The 23,596-nt window shown below is 68.3% G+C and carries 22 protein-coding genes; 9 read left to right on the top strand and 13 right to left on the bottom strand.

Features of this window, described 5'->3' with window-relative positions; genetic code table 11:
- Position 1 precedes the first annotated feature (1 nt).
- Positions 2 to 1,780 (top strand): SLC13 family permease, encoded by a 1,779-nt coding sequence (locus ACWGRX_RS04275; RefSeq protein WP_452116546.1) that lies wholly within the window; start codon positions 2 to 4, stop codon positions 1,778 to 1,780.
- Between the two features lie 216 nt (positions 1,781 to 1,996).
- On the opposite strand, the gene ACWGRX_RS04270 is transcribed toward ACWGRX_RS04275, so the two are convergent.
- The gene (locus tag ACWGRX_RS04270) at positions 1,997 to 3,091 is read right to left on the bottom strand and encodes a TRAP transporter substrate-binding protein (RefSeq protein ID WP_452116545.1); all 1,095 of its coding nucleotides are present in this window, start codon (positions 3,089 to 3,091) and stop codon (positions 1,997 to 1,999) included.
- Between the two features lie 296 nt (positions 3,092 to 3,387).
- Between ACWGRX_RS04270 and ACWGRX_RS04265 the strand changes: the two genes are divergently transcribed.
- A complete protein-coding gene (locus ACWGRX_RS04265) occupies positions 3,388 to 4,755 on the top strand; it encodes a dicarboxylate/amino acid:cation symporter (RefSeq protein WP_452116544.1) in 1,368 nt (455 codons plus the stop codon).
- A gap of 27 nt (positions 4,756 to 4,782) precedes the next feature.
- Here ACWGRX_RS04265 and ACWGRX_RS04260 read toward each other — a convergent pair whose 3' ends face one another.
- Positions 4,783 to 5,355 carry a hypothetical protein gene (locus tag ACWGRX_RS04260; RefSeq protein WP_452116543.1) on the bottom strand — a complete coding sequence of 191 codons (573 nt, stop codon included), beginning with the start codon at positions 5,353 to 5,355 and terminating at the stop codon, positions 4,783 to 4,785.
- A gap of 4 nt (positions 5,356 to 5,359) precedes the next feature.
- Positions 5,360 to 6,403: a cysteine synthase A gene (locus tag ACWGRX_RS04255; RefSeq protein WP_452116542.1), complete on the bottom strand. Its 1,044-nt coding sequence runs from the start codon at positions 6,401 to 6,403 to the stop codon at positions 5,360 to 5,362.
- A gap of 185 nt (positions 6,404 to 6,588) precedes the next feature.
- On the opposite strand from ACWGRX_RS04255, the gene ACWGRX_RS04250 reads away from it, so the two are divergent.
- The gene (locus ACWGRX_RS04250) at positions 6,589 to 7,845 is read left to right on the top strand and encodes a class I SAM-dependent RNA methyltransferase (protein ID WP_452116541.1); all 1,257 of its coding nucleotides are present in this window, start codon (positions 6,589 to 6,591) and stop codon (positions 7,843 to 7,845) included.
- 19 nt (positions 7,846 to 7,864) lie between these two features.
- Positions 7,865 to 9,271, top strand: coding sequence for an FAD-binding oxidoreductase (locus ACWGRX_RS04245; protein ID WP_452116540.1), 1,407 nt, complete (start codon positions 7,865 to 7,867; stop codon positions 9,269 to 9,271).
- Between the two features lie 185 nt (positions 9,272 to 9,456).
- Here ACWGRX_RS04245 and ACWGRX_RS04240 read toward each other — a convergent pair whose 3' ends face one another.
- The 3 genes from ACWGRX_RS04240 to ACWGRX_RS04230 form a co-directional block, all read right to left on the bottom strand.
- Positions 9,457 to 10,593 carry an AGE family epimerase/isomerase gene (locus ACWGRX_RS04240; RefSeq protein ID WP_452116539.1) on the bottom strand — a complete coding sequence of 379 codons (1,137 nt, stop codon included), beginning with the start codon at positions 10,591 to 10,593 and terminating at the stop codon, positions 9,457 to 9,459.
- Between the two features lie 141 nt (positions 10,594 to 10,734).
- Positions 10,735 to 12,342, bottom strand: a complete 1,608-nt coding sequence (locus tag ACWGRX_RS04235; RefSeq protein WP_452116538.1) for a gamma-glutamyltransferase family protein — start codon at positions 12,340 to 12,342, stop codon at positions 10,735 to 10,737.
- A 63-nt stretch (positions 12,343 to 12,405) separates the two neighbouring features.
- Complete coding sequence (locus ACWGRX_RS04230) at positions 12,406 to 13,167, bottom strand: SOS response-associated peptidase (protein WP_452116537.1); 762 nt, start codon at positions 13,165 to 13,167, stop codon at positions 12,406 to 12,408.
- A 155-nt stretch (positions 13,168 to 13,322) separates the two neighbouring features.
- Between ACWGRX_RS04230 and ACWGRX_RS04225 the strand changes: the two genes are divergently transcribed.
- Positions 13,323 to 13,757, top strand: a complete 435-nt coding sequence (locus ACWGRX_RS04225) for a hypothetical protein (RefSeq protein WP_452116536.1) — start codon at positions 13,323 to 13,325, stop codon at positions 13,755 to 13,757.
- 3 nt (positions 13,758 to 13,760) lie between these two features.
- Here the strand turns inward: ACWGRX_RS04225 and ACWGRX_RS04220 are convergent, their stop codons facing one another.
- Positions 13,761 to 14,501, bottom strand: a complete 741-nt coding sequence (locus ACWGRX_RS04220; RefSeq protein WP_452116535.1) for a TlyA family RNA methyltransferase — start codon at positions 14,499 to 14,501, stop codon at positions 13,761 to 13,763.
- A gap of 4 nt (positions 14,502 to 14,505) precedes the next feature.
- Positions 14,506 to 16,416 (bottom strand): 1-deoxy-D-xylulose-5-phosphate synthase, encoded by a 1,911-nt coding sequence (dxs, locus tag ACWGRX_RS04215; RefSeq protein WP_452116534.1) that lies wholly within the window; start codon positions 16,414 to 16,416, stop codon positions 14,506 to 14,508.
- A gap of 158 nt (positions 16,417 to 16,574) precedes the next feature.
- On the opposite strand from dxs, the gene ACWGRX_RS04210 reads away from it, so the two are divergent.
- A complete protein-coding gene (locus tag ACWGRX_RS04210) occupies positions 16,575 to 17,801 on the top strand; it encodes an MFS transporter (protein ID WP_452116533.1) in 1,227 nt (408 codons plus the stop codon).
- A 17-nt stretch (positions 17,802 to 17,818) separates the two neighbouring features.
- On the opposite strand, the gene ACWGRX_RS04205 is transcribed toward ACWGRX_RS04210, so the two are convergent.
- Positions 17,819 to 18,730 (bottom strand): DMT family transporter, encoded by a 912-nt coding sequence (locus ACWGRX_RS04205; RefSeq protein ID WP_452116532.1) that lies wholly within the window; start codon positions 18,728 to 18,730, stop codon positions 17,819 to 17,821.
- A 46-nt stretch (positions 18,731 to 18,776) separates the two neighbouring features.
- Positions 18,777 to 19,697, bottom strand: coding sequence for a pirin family protein (locus ACWGRX_RS04200; protein WP_452116531.1), 921 nt, complete (start codon positions 19,695 to 19,697; stop codon positions 18,777 to 18,779).
- Between the two features lie 127 nt (positions 19,698 to 19,824).
- Here ACWGRX_RS04200 and ACWGRX_RS04195 point away from each other — a divergent pair, with 127 nt between their 5' ends.
- Both ACWGRX_RS04195 and ACWGRX_RS04190 read left to right on the top strand, forming a co-directional pair.
- Positions 19,825 to 20,493 (top strand): GntR family transcriptional regulator, encoded by a 669-nt coding sequence (locus ACWGRX_RS04195; RefSeq protein ID WP_291638891.1) that lies wholly within the window; start codon positions 19,825 to 19,827, stop codon positions 20,491 to 20,493.
- Between the two features lie 93 nt (positions 20,494 to 20,586).
- A complete protein-coding gene (locus ACWGRX_RS04190) occupies positions 20,587 to 21,174 on the top strand; it encodes a biotin transporter BioY (RefSeq protein WP_291638890.1) in 588 nt (195 codons plus the stop codon).
- Positions 21,175 to 21,386: 212 nt separating this feature from the next.
- Here ACWGRX_RS04190 and ACWGRX_RS04185 read toward each other — a convergent pair whose 3' ends face one another.
- The 3 genes from ACWGRX_RS04185 to ACWGRX_RS04175 form a co-directional block, all read right to left on the bottom strand.
- Complete coding sequence (locus ACWGRX_RS04185; protein ID WP_291638889.1) at positions 21,387 to 21,644, bottom strand: exodeoxyribonuclease VII small subunit; 258 nt, start codon at positions 21,642 to 21,644, stop codon at positions 21,387 to 21,389.
- A gap of 65 nt (positions 21,645 to 21,709) precedes the next feature.
- A complete protein-coding gene (locus ACWGRX_RS04180; RefSeq protein WP_291638888.1) occupies positions 21,710 to 22,174 on the bottom strand; it encodes an Lrp/AsnC family transcriptional regulator in 465 nt (154 codons plus the stop codon).
- 173 nt (positions 22,175 to 22,347) lie between these two features.
- A complete protein-coding gene (locus ACWGRX_RS04175; protein WP_452116530.1) occupies positions 22,348 to 22,860 on the bottom strand; it encodes a tyrosine phosphatase family protein in 513 nt (170 codons plus the stop codon).
- Between the two features lie 121 nt (positions 22,861 to 22,981).
- Here ACWGRX_RS04175 and ACWGRX_RS04170 point away from each other — a divergent pair, with 121 nt between their 5' ends.
- Positions 22,982 to 23,566 carry a thioesterase family protein gene (locus ACWGRX_RS04170; RefSeq protein ID WP_452116529.1) on the top strand — a complete coding sequence of 195 codons (585 nt, stop codon included), beginning with the start codon at positions 22,982 to 22,984 and terminating at the stop codon, positions 23,564 to 23,566.
- The last annotated feature ends 30 nt before the right edge of the window (positions 23,567 to 23,596 follow it).

Genomic DNA, 23,596 nt, shown 5'->3' with positions numbered 1-23,596 from the left:
GATGACCCTGCCGCAGATTCTCTCCTGCTCGCTCGTCGCCGCGATGATGGCCGCCTTCGTCTGGGGGCGGCTGCGCTATGACGTGGTCGCGCTGCTGGCGCTGCTCGCGGGCGTTGCGCTCGGCGTCATCCAGCCCAAGGACGCCTTCAAGGGCTTTTCCGACGACATCGTCATCATCGTCGCCAGCGCCCTGATCGTCAGCGCCGCTGTGGCGCGCTCGGGGCTCGTCGAGAGCGCGCTGTCGCGTATCGCGCCTGCCTTGCGCACCACCCAGACCCAGGTCATGGCGCTCGTCTTCACGGTCGCCGTGATGTCGGCGATCATCAAGAACATCGGCGCGCTCGCGATGATGCTGCCGATCGCCTATCAACTCGCGCGCAAGGACGGCAAATCCCCTTCCGTCTTCCTGATGCCGATGGCCTTTGCCTCGCTGCTCGGCGGCATCGTCACCCTGGTCGGCACCTCGCCCAACGTCATCGTCTCGCGGGTTCGCGAGGAGCTCGGCGGCGAGCCCTTCGCCATGTTCGACTTCACGCCGGTCGGTCTCGGCGTCGCCTTCTTCGGCTGTCTCTTCCTTGGCTTCGGCTACCGATTGCTGCCGAAGAACCGGCAGGGCTCGGCCTCGCTCGACCAGGCGCTCGACATCAAGGACTACGTCACCGAAGCCAGGATCCCGGCGAATGCGCCGCTGAGCGACCGGACGATCGCCGATCTCAGGAAGCCTGCCGATGGCGAGGTCGAAGTCGTCGCCATCCTGCGAGGCGGCAAGCGCCGGCAGGCGCCACTGCCTGATGCCAGCCTGAAGGCCGGCGACATCGTGCTGCTGCGCGGCGAGGCCAAGGCGCTGGAGCGCGTCGTCGCCGAAGGCAAGCTCGAGCTCGTCGGGCAGGACCGGCCGACGAAGACCGAAGGCTCGCTCGATCCTGCCCGGACCGGCGAGGCAGTGGTGACGCAGGGCTCGGTCCTGGCCGGCGCGACCGCCGCCGAGCTCGATCTTCACGCCCGCTTCCATGTCAACCTGCTCGGCATCAGCCGCGCCGGCGAGCGCTTCACCGAGCGGCTGCGCGATATTCGTCTCGATGCCGGCGACGTCGTGCTGCTCCAGGGCGACGAGAAACTGCTGCCGGAGCGGCTGCGCGAACTCGGCCTGTTGCCGCTGGCGGCCCGCAGCCTGTCGCTGGGCAGCGCCCGCCGAAGGCTGATCACCGGCTCGGTGGTCCTGGGAACGGTCGCTGTCGTGGCTTTCGGCCTGGTGCCCGTCGCGGTCGCCTTCTTCTCGGCGGCCGTGCTGCTGCTGGCGCTGCGGGCGCTCTCGCTGCGCGACGCCTATGCCTCGGTCGAGGCGCCGATCCTCGTCATGCTCGCGGCGCTGATCCCGGTCAGCGACAGTCTGCGGACCACCGGCACCACCGATGTCCTCGCCGGCTGGCTGGCGCAGGCCGGCTCCGGCCTGCCCGGCTGGGGCGCCGTCGGGCTCATCCTGATTGCCGCCATGGCGGTGACGCCCTTCCTCAACAATGCCGCGACGGTGCTGGTGATGGCGCCGATCGGCGCCGGCTTCGCCAAGACGCTCGGCTACAATCCCGACGCCTTCCTGATGGCGGTGGCGATCGGCGCAGCTTGCGACTTCCTCACCCCGATCGGCCATCAGTGCAACACGCTGGTGATGGGGCCGGGCGGCTATCGTTTCAGCGACTATGCCAGGCTCGGCGCACCGCTCTCGCTGCTGGTCATCCTTTTGACTGTGCCGCTGATCCTCTGGGTCTGGCCGCTGCGCTGAGCGCCGTTTCGAGATTGCTCGGCCCTCATCCTGAGGAGCAGCCAAAGGCTGCGTCTCGAAGGAAGCGTCAGGAGGCGCGGGAACCAACTGCAGCATCCTTCGACACGCTGCTGCGCAACTCCTCAGGATGAGGGCTCGAATTCTCGAACAGGCGGGAAGCGTTCAGGACTGGAAGGTCGACAAAAAAAGGGGAGCGCCAGGCTCCCCCTTCAGACCTTACCGGGCGCGCCGGATCAGGTTGGCGATGTTGATGTCGTATGGCAGCTCGCTGACCTGCCACCACAGCGAGGTCGCATCGCGATAGGCCATCACCTCGCCGAGAATCTTCTTGAACGTCGGGTTTGACGCGTTGATCTCGTCATAGGTTTGCTGGGTCGCCTTGAAGCTGGCTTCCATGATCGCCGGCGAGAACGGGCGCAGGATCGCGCCGGCGGCGACCACGCGCTTCAGCGCGATGGGGTTCTCGTGATCGTATTTCGCCTGCATCCACTGGTTGGTAGCGGCGCAGGCATCGCTCAGCACGGCCTTGTAGCGGGCCGGCAGCTCGTCCCATTTCGCGCGGTTGATCATCATCGAGATGACCGTGCCCTGGTCCCACCAGCCGGGGTAGTAATAGTACTTCGCCACCCGGTAGAGGCCGAGCTTCTCGTCGTCATAAGGACCGGTCCATTCGGCCGCGTCGATGGTGCCGCGCTCCAGCGAGGAGTAGAGGCCGCCGCCGCCGATCTGCTGCGGCACGACGCCGAGCTTGAGCAGGACATTGCCGGCGAGCCCGCCGACGCGGAACTTGATGCCCTTCAGGTCCTCGACCGTGTTGATCTCCTTGCGGAACCAGCCGCCCATCTGCACGCCGGTATTGCCGGCCGGCAGCGCGTAGAGATTGTGCTTGGCGTAGAACTCGTTGAGCACATCGTTGCCGCCGCCGACCGTCAGCCAGGCATTGGTCTGGCGGGCATTGGGGCCGAACGGGACGCAGGTGCCGAAGGCGAAGGTAGGGTCGATGCCGATGCCGTAATAGCTGCAGGTATGGCAGCATTCGATAGTGTTCTTGGACGTCGCGTCGATCACCGCCGCGCCGCCGGGGACGATCTCGCCGGCCGCAAAGGGCTGGATCTGGAACTGCCCGTCCGTGGCCTCGCTGACCCGACGCGCCAGTTCGAGCGAGCCGCCATAGAGCGTGTCGAGAGACTTCGGGAAGGCCGAGACCAACCGCCAGCGGACGGAGGGCGCCGATTGCGCGATAGCGGGGCTCGCGATCGGGGCGGCGACCGCCGCAGTCGCGCCAGCTGCGAGGAATTGGCGTCTCTTCATCGATGTTCTCTCCAGGCGTTGACCGCAGCTTTTGTCCGGCGTGCCGGTGCGGCTCATTGAAAGCGCCGGCTGGTTAGCAGCGCTGTCCTGCGGGCGGCAGGCCCGGCGGCGCACGCCTGCCCCGCGTTCTCCTGCCGATGAAGGGATGAAACTCGCCCGGAATCGAGATGGCGCAGAATGATCCTGTCGCTGGCTGCGCACAAAACAGAAATCTGCTCCTTCGCCTTATCCGCTGCGGCGCATTATATCCTGACGCATAAATAGAGCCGCACGGCGGCGATTGACGAGTTCCTGCCATGACAACGATGACGTCCCCAGCCGGCGTGAAGAGCGCCGGCACAAAGCCGTTCTATTCCAGCTTCGGTTTCCAGGTCCTGCTCGCCATGCTGGTCGGGCTCCTGCTCGGCTGGATCGCGCGCAATATCGGCCCGGATGCGGCCGGGCAGCCGAACGGGCTGACCGTCGCGCTCCAGACCACCGGCTCGATCTTCGTGCAATTGCTGCAGGCGTTGGTGCCGCCGCTGATCTTCACCGCGATCGTCGCCTCGATCAGCAATCTCCGGCAGCTTTCCAATGCTGCTGCCCTGGTCTGGCAGACGCTGCTCTGGTTCGCCGTCACCGCCTTCATCGCGGTGCTGATCGGCATCGCGCTCGGTTTGATCATCCAGCCCGGCCTCAATTCCGGCGTCGCTGCGGCCAGCGCCAAGGCCCCCGCGACGGTCGGCTCCTGGCTCGATTTCCTGAAGGGCCTCGTGCCCGCCAACATGCTCGGCCTGCAGGCGACGACCCGTGTCGACGGCGGCGCGGCGACCACCCGCCTCGGCTTCAACGTTCTGCAATTGCTGGTGATCTCGATCGTCGTCGGCGTCGCGGCGCTGAAGGTCGGCGAGCGCGCCAACAGCTTCCTGTCCTTCAACGAGTCGCTGCTGGCCATCGTCCGCAAAATCCTGTGGTGGGTGATCCGGCTGACCCCGATCGGCACCATCGGCCTGCTCGGCAATGCCGTGGCGCAATATGGCTGGCAGACCCTGCAGCAGCTCTCCTGGTATGCCTTCGCGATCTATCTCGGCCTCGCCATCGTGCTGCTGATCGTCTACCCGGCGCTGCTTCTGCTGCACGGCCTCTCGCCGGCGCGCTTCTTCGCGGGCGCCTGGCCGGCGATCCAGCTCGCCTTCGTCTCGCGCTCCTCGGTCGGCACCTTGCCGGTAACCGAGGCGGTGACCGAGAAGAGCCTCGGCGTGCCCCGTGAATACGCAGCCTTCGCCGTGCCGCTCGGCGCGACCACCAAGATGGATGGCTGCGCCGCAATCTATCCGGCGATCTCGGCGATCTTCGTCGCGCAGTTCTACGGCCTGCCGCTCGGCCTGCAGGAATATGTGCTGATCGTCTTCGTCTCGGTGATCGGCTCGGCGGCGACCGCAGGGCTCACCGGCGCGACGGTGATGCTTACGTTGACGCTCTCGACGCTCGGCCTGCCGCTTGCCGGTGTCGGTCTGCTGCTCGCGATCGACCCGATCCTCGACATGGGCCGCACGGCCGTGAACGTCGCCGGCCAGGCTCTGGTGCCGACCATCGTCGCCAAGCGCCAGGGCATGCTCGATCAGGCGCAATATGACCGCGCCGGCGACATCGACGCGCTCGAGGCTGAGGCGCAGACGGCCTGAGGAGGCACTGCACCGGCTGTCCTTTTCTCAGCGCGGCGGGAGCTTCGAAAGCAGCGCCTCGCCGCGCGGCGACAGTCGGTAGCCCACCTCGAGGCTCTCGGTCAGGCCGAGCGCCTTGAGCTTGCGCACATCCTGCTTAAAGGCGAGCGTCTCGCGACCGAGCAGGGCGGCGAGTTCCGGCGCACGGCGGCCGGGATGAGCGGCGATCAGGGCGAGCGTGGCGCCTGTCCAGGGGCGGCGGGCATCGAGCCGGCCAAGGCGTGCTGCGAGCACGCCGACCTCTTCATCACCGAGCTCGGAGGCTTCGCGCAGGGCAAGCCGCGGATCGGGACCCGCAAGGTGCAGGCGGATCCGGTAGAGGTCGCCCTCGCGGCCGGCGAGGCTCGCGAGCGCTGCCTCGCGCGAGGCGAAGCCGGCCGCTTTCGCCGCTGCGTCGTCGATCTCGGCTTCGCCGATCGGCTCGACCGCCTCGATCGCCAGGACGTCCGCGGCCGTCATCAGGCTGCCGCCGCTGCGGACGCTCGGTCGGCGCCAGCGCCGCAGCACCCGGGTGATGCTGCCCTCGGCGATGCCTGCGAGCGTCCGCCGGTCGAGCAGCATGGGCTCAGGCCATCACCCGGGCCATCACGTCCTTCAGCCCGCCATTGCGTTCGAGCCAGCCGGGGACCGGCAGGTTCTTCGAGCGCAGGAATTCCGGATTGAACAGTTTCGACTGATAGCGCGTGCCGTAGTCGCAGAGGATGGTCACGATGGTGTGGCCGGGGCCGAGCTCTTTCGCCAGCCGGATCGCGCCGGCGACATTGATGCCTGAGGAGCCGCCGAGGCAGAGGCCCTCTTCCTCCAGAAGCTGGAAGACCAGTGGGACCGCCTCTTCGTCCGGGATCTGGAAGGCGGTGTCGATCGGAGCGCCCTCGATGTTCTTGGTGATCCGGCCCTGGCCGATGCCTTCGGTGATCGAGGACCCCTCGGCCTTCAACTCGCCGGTCTTGAACCAGGAATAGAGCGCCGCGCCCATCGGGTCGGCGAGGCCGATCCTGACCTTCGGGTTGAAGCCCTTCAGCGCGATCGCGGTGCCGGCGAGTGTGCCGCCGGTTCCGACGGCGCAGATGAAGCCGTCGACCTTGCCGTCGGTCTGTTGCCAGATCTCCGGGCCGGTCGTCTCGATATGGCCCTGGCGGTTGGCGACATTGTCGAACTGGTTGGCCCAGATCGCGCCATTGGGTTCGGTCTTGGCCAGTTCCTCGGCGAGGCGGCCGGAGACCTTCACATAGTTGTTGGGATTGACGTAGCCGACGGCCGGGACCTCGAGCAGCGTCGCGCCGGCGAGCCGCAGCATGTCCTTTTTCTCCTGGCTCTGCGTCTCGGGAATGACGATCACCGAGCGGTAGCCGAGCGCATTGCCGACCAGCGCGAGGCCGATGCCGGTATTGCCGGCGGTGCCCTCGACGATGACACCGCCGGGGCGGAGCACGCCGCGCTTTTCGGCATCCCGGATGATGGCGAGCGCCGCGCGATCCTTGACCGACTGGCCGGGATTCATGAACTCGGCCTTGCCGAGGATTTCGCAGCCGGTTTCCCGCGAGGCGCGCTTCAGCCGGATCAGGGGCGTGTTGCCGATCGCCTCGACGACGCCGTTGCGGATAGTCATGACCACTTCCTCTCTGGCTGGCGCCGGCCCGATAGCGGCCGGGCGCAGCAGGTCGCCACCATAGTCGGTTCGCCCGTTACTTCACGGGATAGTTCTTCCAAATCTCCGCGAAAAAAGATGATGATTTCCCTCGCGACGCAGGAACTGATAGGCCACGCCTCTTCCTCAACCCTGCCCGGATCCGCATGTCTGCCCTTGCCATGAACGAAACCCTGGTGATCGCGCGGCTCGGCCAGCGCGGCGACGGCGTGGCCGAGACGGCGGACGGTCCGGTCTTCGTACCTTTCGCATTGCCTGGCGAAAGCGTCCGTGCCGTGCGGGACGGCGAACGGGCGCAGGTTGTCGAAATCCTGGCACCATCCGCGTCGCGCATCGCCGCGATCTGCCCGCTCTTCACCCGCTGTGGCGGCTGCGTCGCCCAGCACATGGGCGAGGAACTCTACGCCGAATGGAAGCGCCAGCAGGTCGTCTCGGCGCTCGGGCGGGTCGGCTCGGGAGTGACCGTCGAGCCGCCGCGCGACGCCCATGGCACCGGGCGCCGGCGCGTCACCTTCCATGCCCGTCGCGAGGAAGACGGCATGCGCATCGGCTTCATGGCGGCGCGCAGCCATGACCTGATCGCCGTCGATGCCTGCCCGGTTCTGGCGCCTGGCCTGGCGCGCGCCCCTTCCGTCGCCCAGCACCTCGCCAACCGGCTCGGCGGCTCGAACAAGCCGCTCGATCTGCAGATCACCGCCTCCGAGGCCGGGCTCGACGTCGATATCCGTGGCCATGGCCCGGCTGGCAACGCGCTTCGTCGCACGCTGACCGAGGCGGCTGAGCGGCTCGATCTGGCGCGGCTTGCCATGCATGGCGACGTCATCGTCGAAAGGCGCACTCCCTTCCATCTCATGGGCAAGGCCACGGTCACGCCGGGGCCGGGCGGCTTCCTTCAGGCGACGGCGCGTGGCGAGGAGGTCTTGGCCGAACTCGTGCTCGCGGCCCTGCCCAAGGCGAAGCGCGTCGCCGATCTCTTCGCCGGGTGTGGACCGTTCAGCTTCCGCCTGGCCGAGCGCTGCCACGTCACCGGCTTCGAGAGCGACAAGACGGCGGTGCAGGCGCTGCAGCGCGGCGCCAGCAAGGCGCAGGGGCTGAAGCCGATCGTGGCCGAGGCCCGCGATCTTTTCCGCCGGCCGCTGCTGGAGCACGAGCTCGCCGCCTTCGACGCCGTGGTGCTCGATCCGCCGCGCGCCGGAGCTGAGGCGCAAGTTCGGCGGCTCGCCGCCTCGAAAGTGCCTGTCGTCGCCTATGTCTCCTGCGATGTCGGCAGCTTCGCGCGCGACGCGGCGCTTTTGGTCGCAGGCGGCTATGCGCTGGAACGCGTGACGCCGGTCGATCAGTTCCGTTATTCCGCTCACATCGAACTCGTCGGCGTCTTCCGCAAGGCTGCCGGCCGCAAGTGATCATGTCTCCGGAGGCAGGATGAGCGCGTCCGTTACCGAAGCTCTGGCCGGCATCGTCGGCGCCAAACACGTCATCACCGACGCCGATGCGATGGTGCCCTATCTCAAGGAGCCGCGCGGCCTGTTCAAGGGCAAGGCGCAGGCGGTGGTGCGGCCGGGCTCGGTCGCCGAGGTCTCGGCCCTGATGAAATGGGCAAGCGAGACGGGTGCGACGATCGTCCCGCAGGGCGGCAATACCGGCATGGTCGGTGGCCAGGTCCCGGTCGCCGAGGGCCGGGAGATCGTCCTGTCGCTGCAGCGGCTCGACAAGGTCCGCGCGGTCGATGCTGCCGGCGACACCATGACCGTCGAGGCCGGCGTCATCCTGCAGAAGGCGCAGGAGGCGGCCGAGGCCGCCGGCCGGCTCTTCCCGCTCTCGCTCGCTTCGGAAGGCTCCTGCACGGTCGGCGGCAATCTCTCCGCCAATGCCGGCGGCACTGCGGTGATCGCCTATGGCAATGCCCGCGAGCTCTGTCTCGGGCTCGAGGTCGTGCTGCCCGATGGCCGCGTCTGGAACGGCCTGCGCCAGCTCCGCAAGGACAATACCGGTTACGACCTGAAGAACCTCTTCATCGGCTCGGAAGGCACGCTCGGCATCATCACCGCCGCGGTGCTGAAGCTCTTCCCGCTGCCGGCGGCACGCGCCACCGCCTTCCTCGCCGTACCCGATCCGGACGCTGCACTGGCGCTGCTGAACAAGGCCAAGGCCAGCGCCGGCGGCACGCTCACAACTTTCGAGCTGATGCCGCGCATCGGGCTCGACTTCGTCGTGCGCCATGCCGATGGCGCTCGCGATCCGCTTTCGGAACCCTCGCCTTGGTATGTGCTGATGGAGGTCTGCGCCCAGGCCGAGACTGGCCTCTCCGAAGCCGTCGAGAACTTCCTTGGCGAGGCGATGGAAGAGGGGCTGGTCACCGATGCGGTGCTCGCCGGCTCGCTCGGCCAGCGTGCCGAGCTCTGGAAGCTGCGCGAGATGCTCTCGGAGGTGCAGACCCATGAGGGCGGCTCGATCAAGCACGATGTCTCGGTGCCGCTGCACGCGGCCCCGGAATTCCTGAGGCGCGCCATCGCCAAGGTCGAGGAGCTGGTGCCGGGCTGCCGGCCGGTGCCTTTCGGCCATCTCGGCGACGGCAACATCCATTTCAACGTCAGCCAGCCGGTCGGTGCCGACAAGGCCGCCTATCTCGCCGGCTGGGACGCGATGAACGCGGCTGTCCATGCCATCGTCACCGAACTCAAGGGCTCGATCTCGGCCGAGCACGGCATCGGCCGCCTGAAGCGCGCGCTGCTGCCCGGCGTCAAGGACCCGGTCGAGCTCGATCTGATGCGTACGGTCAAGGCGGCGATTGATCCCAAGGGCGTGCTCAACCCCGGCGCGGTGCTGTAGCGGTCGCGAGCGGCGCGGGTAGTTGAAGGACTGGACGCCTTTCTCACACTCTGTGCCGTCATCCCGGCTGGAGCGCAGCGTAACGCCGGGATCCATCGTAGAGCGCGACGCCCTTCGATGGATTCCGGAGCTACGCCGCTGCGCGGCTTGTCCAGAATGACGATCTATCTGGATCTCGACCTGCTCTATGCATCCTCGCGGACCCGGCAGATCTCGGCCAGCGCCAGCACCAGATGATAGAGCACCCGGACCGGGACCCGGTCGGCGATCGGCTGCCTGCCGGAGTCGATCTGGTTGACCCAGAGCCCGCTCTCGCGGTCGACGAAGTGCTGGAACATCAGCGCGACATGGCGGTCGAGACGGGCTGCGGCATCCGCATCGCCTTCGAACTCGACCCGCGCGACGAGGGCTTTCAGATATTCGGTCTGCGGCCAGAGCAGAGCGGCGCCGTTGAGCACATCGCCCGCGGGATCGACCTCGTTCACCACAAGCCGTGAGGCGTTGGCCGGCGCATCGACTTGGCTCTGTCCGAAGGCGTGGAGGCTGCGCGCCGTCGCGCGGGCCTCGGCCGAACCGGTCAGCCGCTCATGGTGATAGAGCAGCCAGGTCCATTCGAAATGATGGCCGGGTTCCCGGATCAGCCCGCGCGGACCGGGAAAGGCAGCCCAGTCCTCGCCGAAGAACTCGCCGAGCGTGCCATTGCTGTCCAGCATGCGCCCCCGCATCAGGCGTACGAGCATGTCTGCCGTCTCCAGCCAGCGCGGATCGGGCGAGACCGCCGCGAGCGCGTGGCAGGCTTCGAGCAGGTGCATATGCGGGTTCTGGCGCCGCGGCTGCGTGCCGAGCGTATCCTCGCTGAAGCCGCCGGCCGGGTGCGCCAGCTCCCGCTCCAGAAAATCCATGACCTCCCCGGCCAGCGCCAGCGCGCTCTGGTCGCCGCTCGCCTTTGCGTACCAGCCGAGGGCGAACAGAACGAAGGCGAGATCGTAGAAATCGGACCTGCCATCGACGGGCTCACCCTGCGCGGTGCAGGAATGGCTGTAGCGTCCATCGGCACGGCGGCAGGCGGCGGTCAGGAAGGCGATGCCGTGCCGCGCCGCAGCCAGCGCGCCGGGAACGCCGAGCAGATGGGCATGGCTGAAGACATAGGTCAGGCGCGCCGTGACCAGCGTCGTGCGGATCTCGCCGAGCTCGGGCTTTCCATCCGGTGTGAGATATTCGACGAAACCCGGCCGTGTCGGGTCATAGGCGCGCGCGATCCAGCCCGGCAGCAGGCTGTCCGTCAGCCAGGAGCGAAGATCGTTCCGCGCAGGCGCCGACATGCTTTCACTCCTCGAAGACACCGCTGTCATGGCGTGCGGTCATGGCCGCTGCTCTGCCACCTCGGCGTCGGCGAAGCCAGAGGGCAGACGCATGGACCGCCGCCATTCAGTCGAGCACGGATTTTTCCTACTCGCGCCCGCTCAGGGCGTCGCGACATAGCCGTCGCGGCGCGGATCGCAGGCGCCGGTCAGCTTGCCGTTTGCCGGATCGCGCGCGACCGCCTGCATGCCGCCGACCCGCATCGTCCATCCGGTATCGAAGGGGGTGATCTCGTGGCCGCGCTGCCGCAGGGCGGCGATGGTCTGCGCCACGATGCGATCCTCGACCTCGATGGCACGGCCATCCCAGAGCCGGGCGCGCGGCGCCTCGATCGCCTCCTGCAGCGGCAGGCCGAAATCGACATGCTGGACCATGGCCTGCGCCTGCGTCTGCAGGATGCCGTAGCTGCCGGGCGTGCCCAATGCCAGCACCGGCTCGCCATTCCGGGTCGACAGGCTCGGCGACATGCACATCGGCAGTTCCGAGCCCGGCTGCGAGCGGTTCGGGCTGCCGGGCTGGACATCGGCCCAGTACAGGAAATTGTTGAGGCAGAGCCCGGTGCCCGGCACGACCACGCCGCTGCCGAACGGGCTGCCGATGCTCTGCGTCACGCAGATCAGGTTGCCTTCGCGGTCGGCGATCGAGAAGGAGGTGGTGTGCGCCGGATCCTCGCCGGCGGGTGCCTCCGCCATCCATTGCTCGGTCGGGCCGGTGATCGGTTGCCCGTCACGCAGGCGGGCACGCAGTTTTTCGACCGCGGCGTCGGACAGCAGTTCTGCGAGCTTTTCCGGCTTCGGATTGTTGTTGGCGATGCGCTGACCGGCAGCGAGGCGGATGGCGCGGTAGACGATGTCGAGATGCTCAGCGCCGTTGCGCTCCAGCCCGGCGAGCTCGAAGCCGTCGAGAATGCGCAGCGTCAGGAGGAACTGGAAACCTTCGCAGGCCGGTGGCGGCACATGCACGAGCCGGTCGCGATAGGCGGCGGCGATCGGCTCGCGCCAGCGCGGCGCGACCTTGCCGAGATCCGCCACGGTCAGCGTGCCGCCCTTGGCCTTGAGATGCGTGATCACGGTCTCGCCGAGCGCGCCGCGGTAGAGGTGCTCCGGGCCCTTGGCCGCGATCTCGGAGAGCGTCCGGGCGAGATCGGGCTGGCGCAGGATCTGGCCGAGTTCGACCGTATCGCCGCCATCCGGCAGGTAGTTCCTTGCCCAGTCGGCATGAAGTTCCGAGCGCTCGCGCAGCAGCGGCGCCTGTTCGTTGAACTCGGCGACGCCGAACTCGGCGAGCGGAAACCCGTCGGCGGCGAGCGCGATCGCCGGTGCGAAGATCTGCGGCAGGGACAGGCGGCCATAGGTGCGGTTGAGCTCGCACCAGCCGGCGAGGTTGCCGGGCGGGGCGACGGCGAGCGCGCCGCGCTCCAGATCCGAGCGCTGGCTGAAGCGCTCGAGCGGGAAGCTGCCCGGCACGGGCGGCACGAAATCGAGGACGCGCACGCGGCGTTCGGCAGCCACCCACATCGTCGCCGAGCCCATGCCGGCGAGGCTCGACATGAACGGCTCGACCACGTTGAGCGCCGCGGCGACAGCGCCGACCGCATCGAAGGCATTGCCGCCCTGGCTGAGGATGCGGGCACCGGCCTGGGCCGCCAGCGGGTGGCCGGCGGCGACCATGCCGTGCAGGGAACTCATCGTCGGGCGGCGGCCATGCATGTCGGGCGTTCCTCAAATCGCTTTTGTCGTTGCCCGAGAGTAAGCGCGCGCTCGCCTCCTGCGCTAGAACAGGCTGCCCTGCGCATCGTCCTTGCCGCCCCGCCGCGAACGCATGGCGGGCTTGGGTTCGGACGGCTCCGGCGCCGATGCGGGATCGAAGGGCAACTGCAGTTCCGGCCCGTCATTGGCGACCTTGTTCACGGCGTCGCCGAGCCGGACCATCTCCAGGAGATCGTCGGGGGGAGGGCGCAGCAGCCCCCGCAGGGTCGCCGGCTCGGCCGCCGGATCGAGCCAGGCGTCGAAAGCCTCGGGCGGCACGATGACGGGCGAGCGATGATGGATCGCCGCCATCTGCCCGTTGGCGGGACCGGTCATCATCGCGACCGTGTCGATCTCCGAGCCGTCCGGGCTGTGCCAGGTCTCCCAGAGTGCCGCGAAGGCTAAGAGGCCGCGATCCGGCCGGCGGAAGAGATAGGGCCGGTTTTCCTGCCGGCGCCCCTCGCCGAGGCGGTGCCATTCATAGAAGCCGTCGGCAGGCATCAGGCAGCGCCTTCGGGCGAGGGCGGCGCGGAAGGACGGCTTCTCGGCGGCGCTCTCGCTGCGGATGTTGATGACCAGCGGAAAGTCCTTGGGGTCCTTGACCCAGCCGGGAATGAAGCCCCAGCGCATCAGCACGAACTGGCGCGTGCCCTGTTCGAGCCTGACCACCGGCACCGGCTGCGTCGGCGCGATGTTGTAGCGCGGCGGAAAGTTCGGCTGCTCGCGATAGGCGAAGGCCTGGCGCATCGCTTCCGGCGGCAAGGTTACGGCGTAGCGGCCACACATGTCCTGTTCAGTCGACGTTCCGTTATGTCCGATCAATACTTTATTTGGGTTTGGGCACGCATATTCCCAGCGATTTCGAGGCCGCCCGGATGCCTGCTCCCGCAAGATCAGATGCGCCGAACGCGGCGGCCGGCTCTGGAGCTGCGCCCTCGCCGATGCGCCTGTCGACGGACTATCTGAACCGCCACAGCGAGGCGCTGATGCTGCTCGAGATGGTGCCGATGGACCGCACCGTCCTGGTCGAGCTGCAGGCGTGGCGGGCGGTCAGCTATTCCGAGCATTTTAAGGCCTCGTCGCTGCGCTGCGCCGCGGAAGCGCACGAGGCCTACCGGCGGCTCGGGCCAGGCGAGGTCGCAGGCTTCGACGCGCTCTGCGCCGCCATGGACCGTCTCGTCCTCACCGCGACGGCGCTGCTCGACGAGATGCCGGACAGCGAAGACCCGGCCTTGATCGTCGATGTCGCCTGCCTGTCCCTGCGTCGCCTGATCGCGCGGGCTGCAGCCTTCATCAATGCCAATGGCCAGGGCGATGCCGCAAATATCGATCCCGGTACGATACAGGCCGAGGTCGATGCGCTGATCGCCGGCTGAGACTCAGCGCGCCCCGCCGATCAGGAATTCGCGGTTGCCGTCGCCACCCTCGATCGGGGAGAGGATCGGACCCGAGACCCGGAAGCCGAGTGCGGCGGTGAGCTCGGCGATCTCGGCGCAGATCTCTGCCTGCAGAGCCTCGTCGCGCAGCACGCCCTTCTTCAGCGTCGAGCGCTTCGTTTCGAATTGCGGCTTCACCAGTGCGACGAGCTGCGCCCGGGGGGCCAGCAGCTTCGTCACTGCCGGCAGCACCAGCTTCAGCGAGATGAAGCTGACATCGATGACGGCGAGCCCCGGCGGCTCCCCGAGCAGGGCGGTATCGAGGGTGCGGATATCCTGGCTCTCCAGGCTGGTCAGCCTGGCATGGCCGTGCAGGCTCTCATGCAACTGCGACCGGCCGACATCGACGGCATGGACATGGGCCGCGCCGCGCCGGAGCAGGACGTCGCTGAAGCCGCCTGTCGAAGCGCCGACATCGAGGCAGGCGAGCCCGGCCGGATCGAAGCCGAAGGCGTCGAGCGCCGCCGCGAGCTTCACCCCGCCGCGCGAGACATAAGGATGGGGCGCCTGCGCCTCGATCGTCGCCGTGACCGCGACCGTCTCCGACGCCTTGCGCAGGAAGACGCCATCGGCGCTGACCAGCCCGGCGGCGATCGCCGCCTGGGCGCGGGCCCGGCTCTCGAACAGACCGCGCTCGACCAGCCAGAGATCAGCGCGAACGCGGCGCGGCAGGCCGGCGGTCATGGGTTCAGGCGCGCTTGATGGCGCTGGCGGGGCCAAGCGCGGCCTCGACCGCACGCACGATGCCGGCGGCGTCGAGCCCGGCATCTGCATACATCTTCTCGGGCTTGTCATGGTCCTGGAAGCTGTCCGGCAGGGTTAGGCTGCGGATCTTCAACCCGCTGTCGAGCAGGCCCTTCTGCGCCAGCAATTGCAGGACATGGCTGCCGAAGCCGCCGACCGAGCCTTCCTCGACCGTGATCAGCACCTCGTGCTCGCGGGCGAGGCGCGCGATCAGCGCCTCGTCGAGCGGCTTGGCGAAACGGGCATCGGCGACCGTCGTCGAGAGGCCGCGCTGGCCGAGCAGTTCGGCGGCCGAAAGGCATTCGGCGAGGCGTGTGCCGAGCGAGAGCAGGGCGATCTGCGTGCCTTCCCTGACGATCCGGCCCTTGCCGATCTCGAGCGGCACGCCGTGCTGCGGCAGCTCGACGCCGACGCCCTCTCCGCGCGGATAGCGGAAGGCGATGGGGCCGGCATCATGGGCGGCCGCCGTCGCGACCATATGGGTCAGCTCGGCCTCGTCGGCCGCCGCCATCACCACCATTCCGGGCAGGCAGGCGAGATAGGCGATGTCGAAGGAGCCGGCATGGGTCGCGCCATCGGCGCCGACCAGCCCGGCCCGGTCGAGCGCGAAACGCACCGGCAGGTTCTGGAGCGCGACGTCGTGGACGATCTGGTCGTAGGCGCGCTGCATGAAGGTCGAATAGATCGCGCAGAACGGCTTGAAGCCCTCGCTGGCGAGACCGGCGGCGAAGGTCACCGCATGCTGCTCGGCAATGCCGACATCGAAGGTCCGGCCGGGGAATTCCTTGCCGAAGGCGTCGAGCCCGGTGCCGGACGGCATGGCGGCAGTCACGGCGACGATCTTCTCGTCCTCGCGCGCCGCCTTGATCAGGGCATTGGCGAAGACATTGGTGTAGCTCGGCGCATTGGCCGGCGCCTTGGCCTGCTGGCCGGTGACGGGGTCGAATTTGACGACGCCGTGATATTTGTCGGCGCTGGCCTCGGCCGGGGCGTAGCCCTTGCCTTTCTGCGTGACGACATGGACCAGGATCGGCCCGCTCTCGGCGTCGCGGACATTGCGCAGCACCGGCAGGAGATGGTCGAGATTATGCCCGTCGATCGGGCCGACATAGTAGAAGCCGAGCTCCTCGAACAGCGTGCCGCCGGTCCAGAAGCCGCGGGCATATTCCTCGGTGCGCTTCGCCTTCTCGTGGAAGAAGCGCGGCAGCTTCTCGGCGAGGTATTTCGCGATCTCGCGTAGCGAGCGATAGGTCCGGCCGGAGACCAGCCGCGCCAGATAGGCCGACATCGCACCGACTGGCGGGGCGATCGACATGTCGTTGTCGTTGAGGATGACGATCAGCCGCGAGCCGAGCGCGCCGGCATTGTTCATCGCCTCATAGGCCATGCCGGCCGACATCGCGCCGTCGCCGATGACCGCGATGACATTGTTGGCGCCGCCGGCAAGATCGCGGCCGACCGCCATGCCGAGCCCGGCCGAGATCGAGGTCGAGGAATGGGCCGCGCCGAACGGGTCGTATTCGCTCTCCGAGCGCTTGGTGAAGCCGGAAAGGCCGCCGGGCTGGCGCAGGGTGCGGATGCCGGCGCGGCGGCCGGTCAGGATCTTGTGCGGATAGGCCTGGTGGCCGACATCCCAGATCACCCGGTCGCGCGGCGTGTCGAAGACATGGTGCAGCGCGACTGTGAGCTCGACCACCCCGAGCCCGGCGCCGAGATGGCCACCGGTCACCGAGACCGCGTCGATCGTCTCGGCCCGGAGCTCGTCGGCGAGCTGGCGCAGCTGCGCATCGTCGAGCTGGCGCAAGGCCTGCGGATCGGGAACCTGGTCGAGAAGGGGGGTCTTGGGACGGGTCAAGGGCTGGCCGCTGCTGGCTTGATCGTCACTCCCGAATAGTCGCTCGGGGCGGCGCTGGCAAACCTCTGATGGTCGCAGCCAGGGCAGGAAACGGGTGGGAGCGGGGCATCGGCGCGTGGGACATCCGCGTGCCCCGCCCGCGAAATCGGAAACTTGCCATGCGCTCGGCCTTGAGCTCGCCGCTCTTTCTCGTCCTGCTCCTGACCGGCGTCGCGGCGCAGTTCGCCGACAAGCTGGCGCTCGACACGATCACGCTGGCGGCGACCGAAGCGGGAGCGAGCGCGCGCTTCGTCGGGCTGCTCGTCGCCGCCCAGTCCGCCGCCTGGCTGCTGATCTCCTTGCCGGCGGGCGTATTGGCCGACCGGGTCGCCCCGCGCAGCCTGATCCTGCTCGGCGGCCTGCTGATGGCTGTCGGCTCGGGCTTCGGCGCGGCCCTGCTTGCGGCGGGAATGATCGGCCCGGCGCTGGCGCTCTCGACCTTCGTCGCGGCGGCCGGGCCGGTTGTGATCGCGCTCTCGGTCTTCGTGCTGATGCCGCGCGCGGTCACGCTCGCCTTGCTGCCGCGAGCGAACAGCCGCCTCGAACTCGGCCGGGCGAGCTTCAACCTGATCGCGCCGCTGATCGCCGGCTGGGCAGTGGCGCGCGGTAGCGGCTGGCTCGGACTGGCGCTCTGCGCGGTGGCGGGCCTCGTCGTTATGGCCACAGCCATGCGCCTGCCGGCTGAGACCGCGCCGGCCCCGCCGCGGCAGAAGCTGCATCGCGCCATCGCCGAGGGCGGCGCCTTCGTCGCCCGTCACCCTTATCTGCGGCCGATCGCGCTCTGCGCCATCGCCTGGAATCTCGCCTTCTTCGCCTTCATGGCGCTGGTCGCGCCCTATGCGCTGCGGGTGCTGGCGCTCGATCCGAAGGCTGTCGGCCTGGCTTCATCCATCTACGGCGCCGGGGCGGTCGCAGCGGCCCTCTCCGGCGCCTGGCTTATCGCGCGCCTGCCGACCGGGATGCTCCTGGTCTTCGGACCGGCGATCTCTTTGCTCGGGGCAGCCTTGCTCGCATCGGCCCCACCCGCCTGGGGCTGGCCGGCGCTGGCGCTCGCCTTCTTCCTGTTCGGCTTCGGCCCGATCCTCTGGTTCATCACCCAGACGACCTTGCGCCAGGCCGTGACGCCGCAGCCTCTGCTCGGTCGTGTCAGCGCCACCATCACCACTGCGATGTACGGCATGCGCCCGCTCGGCGCGCTCGCCGGCGGGCTGGCGGGCGAACGCTTCGGTCTGGAGACCGCGATCTGGCTGCCGGTCGTCCTGTTCGGCTTGTCGACGCTGGCGATCCTCGCCTCGCAGATGCCGCGGCTGAAGGTGATGCCGGCGGGGGAACTGAACCCGGGCTGAGCGGTGGATGGCTCGCCTCAGCGTGCCTTGTTCCCCGCAGGCCTCGCGGCGAGCAGGACCCCGCCGACGATCAGGGCGATCGATATTCCCTCCGCCATGTCGGGGATCTCGCCGAGAAAGACGATCGCGAGCAGCGAGGCGGCGACCGGCACGAGCGCGATCATCGCCGCGCCGGCCGAGGCACCGAGCAGCGTCACGCCGCGATTGAAGCTGATCAGCGCGACGGTGCTCATCAGCACGCCCTGATAGAAGCTCTGGATCGCGATCTCGGCCGCCGGCGCCTGCCCGAGATGGCTGAGACCGAGCGTGATGTAGGTCGGCACGAAGATCACCGCCGACCAGAAGCAGATCAGTGCGGCCGACTGGATCGGCGTCAGGCCGCTGCGCCTCAGGATCAGCGTGTAGCTCGCCCACATGACGGCAGCGAGGACGAGCAGGCCCAGGCCGAGCAGGCTCGGCGCTCCCTGCGCACCGCCGGCGGTCAGGACGAGGCCGCAAAGCCCGGCGGCGATGGCGCCATAGCCGGCGAGCCTGATCCGGCCCGGCCGCTCGTGCAGCAGGAGCCAGCCGAGCAGGCCGGCGAAGACCGGCATCAGCGTCGGCGTTACCGAGGCGGCGCGGCCGGCCGAGGTCATCTGCACGCCGAAGGCGACGAGGATCGCGAAGGGCGCGCCCCAGAGCGCCGCGAAGACGAAGCCGTTGCGCCAGGCCCTGGGCGGCAGCCGGCGCAGCAGCACCGGCGCGAGCAGGATCGCGCCGATGCCGTAGCGCAGCGCGGTCAGGTCCCAGACATTGAGGGTACGGGTGACACTGAAGCGCGTGACCACGAACCAGCCGGCGAAGATCGAGACGGCGAGCCCGGCCCAGAGAAATCCGCGTAGCCGCGTCGAGCCCGATTCGGGCGCAGGCAATTCCCGTTGCGATGGCATGGCGGCTTTCGAAAGGCGTTTCGTGCTGGCGGCAACCCGGGCCGCTCTATCCTTCCGGCAGCGGAATGAATTCCTCGGAATCGCCGGGCACGGTGTCGAAGCGGCCAGTCTTCCATTCCGCCTTGGCCTGGTCGATGCGCTCCTTCGAGGAGGAAACGAAATTCCACCAGATATGGCGCGGCCCGTCCATCGGCTCGCCTCCGATCAGCATCAGCCGGCTCTGGTCGACGGCGAGGATCGAGATCCGGTCGCCCGGCTTGAAGATCAGGAGCTGGCCGGCGCCGAATTCATCGCCGGCGATGTCGATCTTGCCGGAGACGATGTAGACGGCGCGCTCGTCATAATCGGGATCGAGCGGCAGGATCGCGCCCGGCGCCATCACCGCCTCGGCATAGAGCGTGTCCCAGGGGAATTTCACCGGCGACGTCCGGCCATAGGCCGAGCCCATAATCAGGCTGATGCGCTTGCCTTCGCCGACGATGCGCGGCAGCTCGGGCGCGGCGTGGTGGATGAAGCCCGGCGCGATCTCCTCATGCGTCTTCGGCAGAGCGAGCCATGTCTGGATGCCGTAGAGCTTCGGTGCCTTCAGTCGTTCCTCCGGGGCGGTGCGCTCGGAATGAACGATGCCGCGCCCGGCGGTCATCAGGTTCACCGCGCCCGGGCGGATCGGCAGCGCCGTCCCCAACGAATCGCGATGCATGATCTCGCCGTCGAACAGATAGGTCACGGTCGAGAGCCCGATATGCGGGTGCGGGCGGACATCGATGCCCTCGCCGAGCAGGAACTCGGCCGGGCCCATCTGGTCGAAGAAGATGAAGGGGCCGACCATCTTGCGGCCGATCGAGGGCAGGGCCCGCCGGACCGAGAAGCCGCCGAGATCATGCGCACGCGGCACGATCACCTGCTCGAGCGCTTCGCAGGAGCGTGTATCGCCGGGGACCGGGTCGTTGTCTGGAAGCTGGGACATGGCGGCTTCTCCCATGAGCGCTGAACCGGCGTTGAGTCTGCGCGTGCGAGCTCGCTTGGGCAAGGTGCCGGGTGAGAAGGTTGCAATTCGGCTCGACGCCGACCTTCGGAAAAATTATCGATAATCCATGCCTAAGGAAAAGACAGAGACGCTTTCGGTCCGGATCAGCCGCACTTTGGCCGAGCGGATCATTTCCGGCCAGCTCGAGCCCGGCAGCCGCCTGCGGCAGGACCATGTCGCGGCCGAATTCGGCGCCAGCCATGTGCCGGTGCGCGAGGCTTTCCAGCGCCTCGAGGCGCAGGGATTGGCGGTCAGCGAGCCACGCCGCGGCGTACGCGTCGCCGCCTTCGACCTGCGTGAAGTGCGTGAGGTCGCACAGATGCGCGCCGCGCTCGAGGTGCTGGCGCTGCGCCATGCCGCACCGCATCTGACGCGCGCGATCCTCGACGAGGCCGAGGAGGCCACCAGAGCCGGCGACCGTTCCCGCGACGTCCGCTCCTGGGAGGCGGCGAATCGCCGGTTCCATCGGCTGATCCTGACGCCCTGCGCCATGCCGCGGCTGCTGGCCGCCATCGATGACCTGCATGCCGCCAGCGCGCGTTTCCTGTTTTCCGCCTGGCGCTCGGAATGGGATGGTCGCACCGACCATGATCATGGCGTGATCCTGGCGGCGCTGCGGGCCGGGCGACTGGACGAGGCCGAGGCGGTGCTTGCCCGGCATGTGCAGTGGGTCGGCAGCAAGCCCGTGCGCATGGCCTCGGGGGCGACACGCGATGCCTTCGCCATTGTCGGCTGACGGGCGAGGCTTGCAAATCGGCGCCGGCTGTGGCGTCAGTAATAGATCGTGAATGTAAATTATCTATAATTATACACCAGCAAGGAGATGCCGATGAATCCTCTGTCCCAGGCCGCGCCCCGGCCCGGTCTCGCCCCGCTCGCCCTCGGCGCGCGGCCCCTGACCGTCCAGATCGCCGCCGTCCTGCTCGGGACCCTCATCCTCGCGATCTCCTCGCAGATCAGCGTGCCGATGATTCCGGTGCCGGTGACCATGCAGACCCTGGCGGTGACGCTGATCGGCGCGCTCTATGGCTGGCGCCTCGGCGCGATCACCATCACCGCCTGGCTGTTCGAGGCGGCGCTCGGCTTGCCGGTCCTCGCCAACGGCAATGGCAGCCTGCTGTCCTTCGTCGGTCCGACGGCCGGCTATCTCTTCGCCTTCCCGATCGTCGGCGCGCTGGTCGGCTGGCTGGTCGAGCGCGGCTGGAACGGCAGCCGCCCGAGCCTCGCCTTCGTCGCCATGCTCATCGGCAACGCACTCTGCCTGGTGTTCGGCGCGCTCTGGCTCTCGACCCTGATCGGCGTCGAGAAGGCGATCCTCGCCGGCGTCCTGCCCTTCCTGATCGGTGGCGTGCTGAAATCGGCGCTCGGCGCGGCGATCCTCGTCGCCTTCGAGCGGGGCCGGAAGCGCGCGGCCTGACGCGCAGGGGTAAAGCCGTCGCCTCAGGCGGCGGCTTTACCCATCTTTTCGCGGTTCGCCAGCCGGGCGAGCCGCGTCGCATCATCCGAGGCCTAGATCACCACGCGTCCGTTCAGACGCGGTCACGGTGATCTATCTCATTGTTGTTGCATCAGAGTTTTCCGAAAAGTGGATTCCACTTTTCGGTCCGCTGCCGTAGCGCCTGAAGCCGCCTATTTCTCGACGTCGAGCGGGGCGGTTCCCGTCGGCTTGCCGTCGGCGCCGAGGGTGATTTTCTCGATGCGCGCTTCGGCCTGCTTCAGCAGCGCGTCGCAGCGCGCCTTCAGCGCCTCGCCGCGGGTGTAGATGTCGATCGATTCCTCCAGCGCGACGTCGCCGCGCTCCAGCCGGGCGACGATCGCCTCGAGCTGCTTCAGCGCCTCCTCGAAGGGCAGGGTGGCGATATCGGCGTTGGGCTTGGCTTCGGTCACTGAGGCGAATCCTGTTGGGCGCCCGTTATCGGCCTTGAGGCCGGGCCCCGCAACCCCGCCCAGGCTCAGACCGGCAGCGCCGAGCTCTTCTTGATGGTGCGCAGCGTCAGCGTCGACTGCACCCGCGTCACGCCGGGAAGCTGGGTTATGATGTCGGTGTGGATGCGCTCGAAATCGGCGGAATCGCGATAGATCACCCGCATCAGATAGTCGTGCGCACCGGCGAGCAGATGGCATTCGAGGATTTCGGGCAGCCCCTGCACGGCCTGCTCGAAGCCTTCGAGCGAGGCGCGGCCCTGCTGATCGAGCGTGACGAAGACGAAGGCGGTGCCCGGGAAGCCGGCGATCTTCTCGTCGAGCAGCATGGCGTAGCTGCGGATCAGCCCGCTCTCCTCGAGCTGCCGGACCCGGCGCAGGCAGGCCGAGGGCGAGAGATGCACCTTCTCGGCGAGGTCCGAATTGGTGATGCGCCCGTCATTCTGCAGGATGCGCAGGATCGTCCTGTCACGGGAATCGAGTTCGATCGACATTGTTGCGCAGCATCCTCGGGCGGCGGCGCTTATCTGTGCGCCTGCTTTCGAGGCGGGATGTTTCTGCGAAAAAATGGCCACTGGCAAGCAGGTCCTTGCGTGCACTGCGCCATTTTCTGCGCAGTGCGGCGAACGGACCCGGCCCGCCGCATGATTCTGCGCGAAGGCTGAAGTCAGTCGAGGTCGAAACGGAAGGGCTTGCCCTCGAATGCATCGGCGCCGCGGCCGATCCGCTCGATCGCCGCGCGCATCCGCCCGCCGCGGCCCAGGATCTCGTCGGCGAGCGCGACCAGCCGGGCATTGGGCGTCGCCGAGGGGGAGAGGGCGCGCAGGCGCTCGGCGATCTCGCCCTCGTCCCGCTCCGGTCGAAGCGCGCAGACCGCGATATAGGCGCCGGCCGTCGAACGGCTGATCCCGGCCCAGCAATGCACGACGATCGGGTTCTGCCGGTCCCAGTCGTGCACGAAGCCGAGCAGGCGCTCGACATGCTCGCTGGCGGGGATGACGTGCCCGGCCATTTCGGCGGTGATGTCGGACATGGCCAGCGTCAGATGCCGTTCCGCGGCGATGCCGGGCGGGGTCTCGACCGCCGTCGCGGCGTTGATCAGGGTGACGACATGGCTCGCGCCGACCGCCGCGACGGTCTCGTTCAGCTTCGACAGGGAGGAGACGTGGAGTGTCGGCATGAGCGGGCTTTCGGGAGCTGACGGAGGCGAATCTCTGGAGCCTGTCGATGACGAGCTTATGGCGCGGCGCCGGTTTCCGGCTACAAGCTCGGGAGCTTCATCCACGCCGAAGGTTGCCGGCATGAATCTCTGGTTGCGCCTGCTCTGGCTGCTGCTCTCCCGGCCCTTCCAGTCGCGGCTGAGGCCGCCCTTCGAGGCCTCGATCCTGCCCTTCCGGGTCTGGTTCCACGATCTCGACACCAGCTTGCACATGAACAATGCGCGCTATTGGGGGCTGATGGATCTCGGCCGGACCGACCTGATGCTGCGCAGCGGCCTCTGGCGCGCCATTTTGCGCCATGGCTGGGTGCCGGTGGTGAATTGCGGCACGATCCGCTTTCGCCGCGAACTCAGGCTGTTCCGCGCTATCCGCCTCGAAACCCGCATGCTCTGCTGGGCCGAGGGCTGGGTGGTGATGCAGCATCGCATTCTCGCCGACGCTCGCGACGGCAGCGAGATCGTCGCGGCGGTGGCGCTGGTGCGCGCCGCGCTCTACGACCGGAAAGGCAAGGCCTTCGTTCCGGTCGCCCGTCTGCTCGCCGAGCTCGGCGTCGAAGCAGAGAGCCCGCCGCCGAGCCCGGAGGTCGAGGCCTTCCTGCGCGCCGAGGAGGCGATGCGTCAGGCCGGCGCGACGGGGCGGGGGCTGACGGAGGCCTTGCCGGAATAGGCGGCCTGGACGAGGTCCCTCACGGCGCGC

The sequence above is a fragment of the Allobosea sp. NPDC055594 genome, from assembly GCF_053618995.1.
The sequence above is the reverse complement of the archived record's forward strand: the minus strand, read 5'-3'. Positions and strand labels throughout refer to the sequence as shown.

What these genes read in the sequence shown, in the direction of transcription:
- ACWGRX_RS04195 (WP_291638891.1), top strand. Translation starts at nt 19,825, where the DNA reads ATGCCTAAGGAAAAGACAGAGACGCTTTCGGTCCGGATCAGCCGCACT.
- ACWGRX_RS04175 (WP_452116530.1), bottom strand. Translation starts at nt 22,860, where the DNA reads ATGCCGACACTCCACGTCTCCTCCCTGTCGAAGCTGAACGAGACCGTC.
- ACWGRX_RS04190 (WP_291638890.1), top strand. Translation starts at nt 20,587, where the DNA reads ATGAATCCTCTGTCCCAGGCCGCGCCCCGGCCCGGTCTCGCCCCGCTC.
- ACWGRX_RS04200 (WP_452116531.1), bottom strand. Translation starts at nt 19,697, where the DNA reads ATGTCCCAGCTTCCAGACAACGACCCGGTCCCCGGCGATACACGCTCC.
- ACWGRX_RS04235 (WP_452116538.1), bottom strand. Translation starts at nt 12,342, where the DNA reads ATGCATGGCCGCCGCCCGACGATGAGTTCCCTGCACGGCATGGTCGCC.
- ACWGRX_RS04170 (WP_452116529.1), top strand. Translation starts at nt 22,982, where the DNA reads ATGAATCTCTGGTTGCGCCTGCTCTGGCTGCTGCTCTCCCGGCCCTTC.
- ACWGRX_RS04225 (WP_452116536.1), top strand. Translation starts at nt 13,323, where the DNA reads ATGCGCCTGTCGACGGACTATCTGAACCGCCACAGCGAGGCGCTGATG.
- ACWGRX_RS04230 (WP_452116537.1), bottom strand. Translation starts at nt 13,167, where the DNA reads ATGTGTGGCCGCTACGCCGTAACCTTGCCGCCGGAAGCGATGCGCCAG.
- ACWGRX_RS04245 (WP_452116540.1), top strand. Translation starts at nt 7,865, where the DNA reads ATGAGCGCGTCCGTTACCGAAGCTCTGGCCGGCATCGTCGGCGCCAAA.
- ACWGRX_RS04270 (WP_452116545.1), bottom strand. Translation starts at nt 3,091, where the DNA reads ATGAAGAGACGCCAATTCCTCGCAGCTGGCGCGACTGCGGCGGTCGCC.
- ACWGRX_RS04260 (WP_452116543.1), bottom strand. Translation starts at nt 5,355, where the DNA reads ATGCTGCTCGACCGGCGGACGCTCGCAGGCATCGCCGAGGGCAGCATC.
- ACWGRX_RS04240 (WP_452116539.1), bottom strand. Translation starts at nt 10,593, where the DNA reads ATGTCGGCGCCTGCGCGGAACGATCTTCGCTCCTGGCTGACGGACAGC.
- ACWGRX_RS04250 (WP_452116541.1), top strand. Translation starts at nt 6,589, where the DNA reads ATGTCTGCCCTTGCCATGAACGAAACCCTGGTGATCGCGCGGCTCGGC.
- ACWGRX_RS04220 (WP_452116535.1), bottom strand. Translation starts at nt 14,501, where the DNA reads ATGACCGCCGGCCTGCCGCGCCGCGTTCGCGCTGATCTCTGGCTGGTC.
- ACWGRX_RS04210 (WP_452116533.1), top strand. Translation starts at nt 16,575, where the DNA reads ATGCGCTCGGCCTTGAGCTCGCCGCTCTTTCTCGTCCTGCTCCTGACC.
- ACWGRX_RS04275 (WP_452116546.1), top strand. Translation starts at nt 2, where the DNA reads ATGACCCTGCCGCAGATTCTCTCCTGCTCGCTCGTCGCCGCGATGATG.
- ACWGRX_RS04205 (WP_452116532.1), bottom strand. Translation starts at nt 18,730, where the DNA reads ATGCCATCGCAACGGGAATTGCCTGCGCCCGAATCGGGCTCGACGCGG.
- ACWGRX_RS04265 (WP_452116544.1), top strand. Translation starts at nt 3,388, where the DNA reads ATGACAACGATGACGTCCCCAGCCGGCGTGAAGAGCGCCGGCACAAAG.
- ACWGRX_RS04255 (WP_452116542.1), bottom strand. Translation starts at nt 6,403, where the DNA reads ATGACTATCCGCAACGGCGTCGTCGAGGCGATCGGCAACACGCCCCTG.
- ACWGRX_RS04180 (WP_291638888.1), bottom strand. Translation starts at nt 22,174, where the DNA reads ATGTCGATCGAACTCGATTCCCGTGACAGGACGATCCTGCGCATCCTG.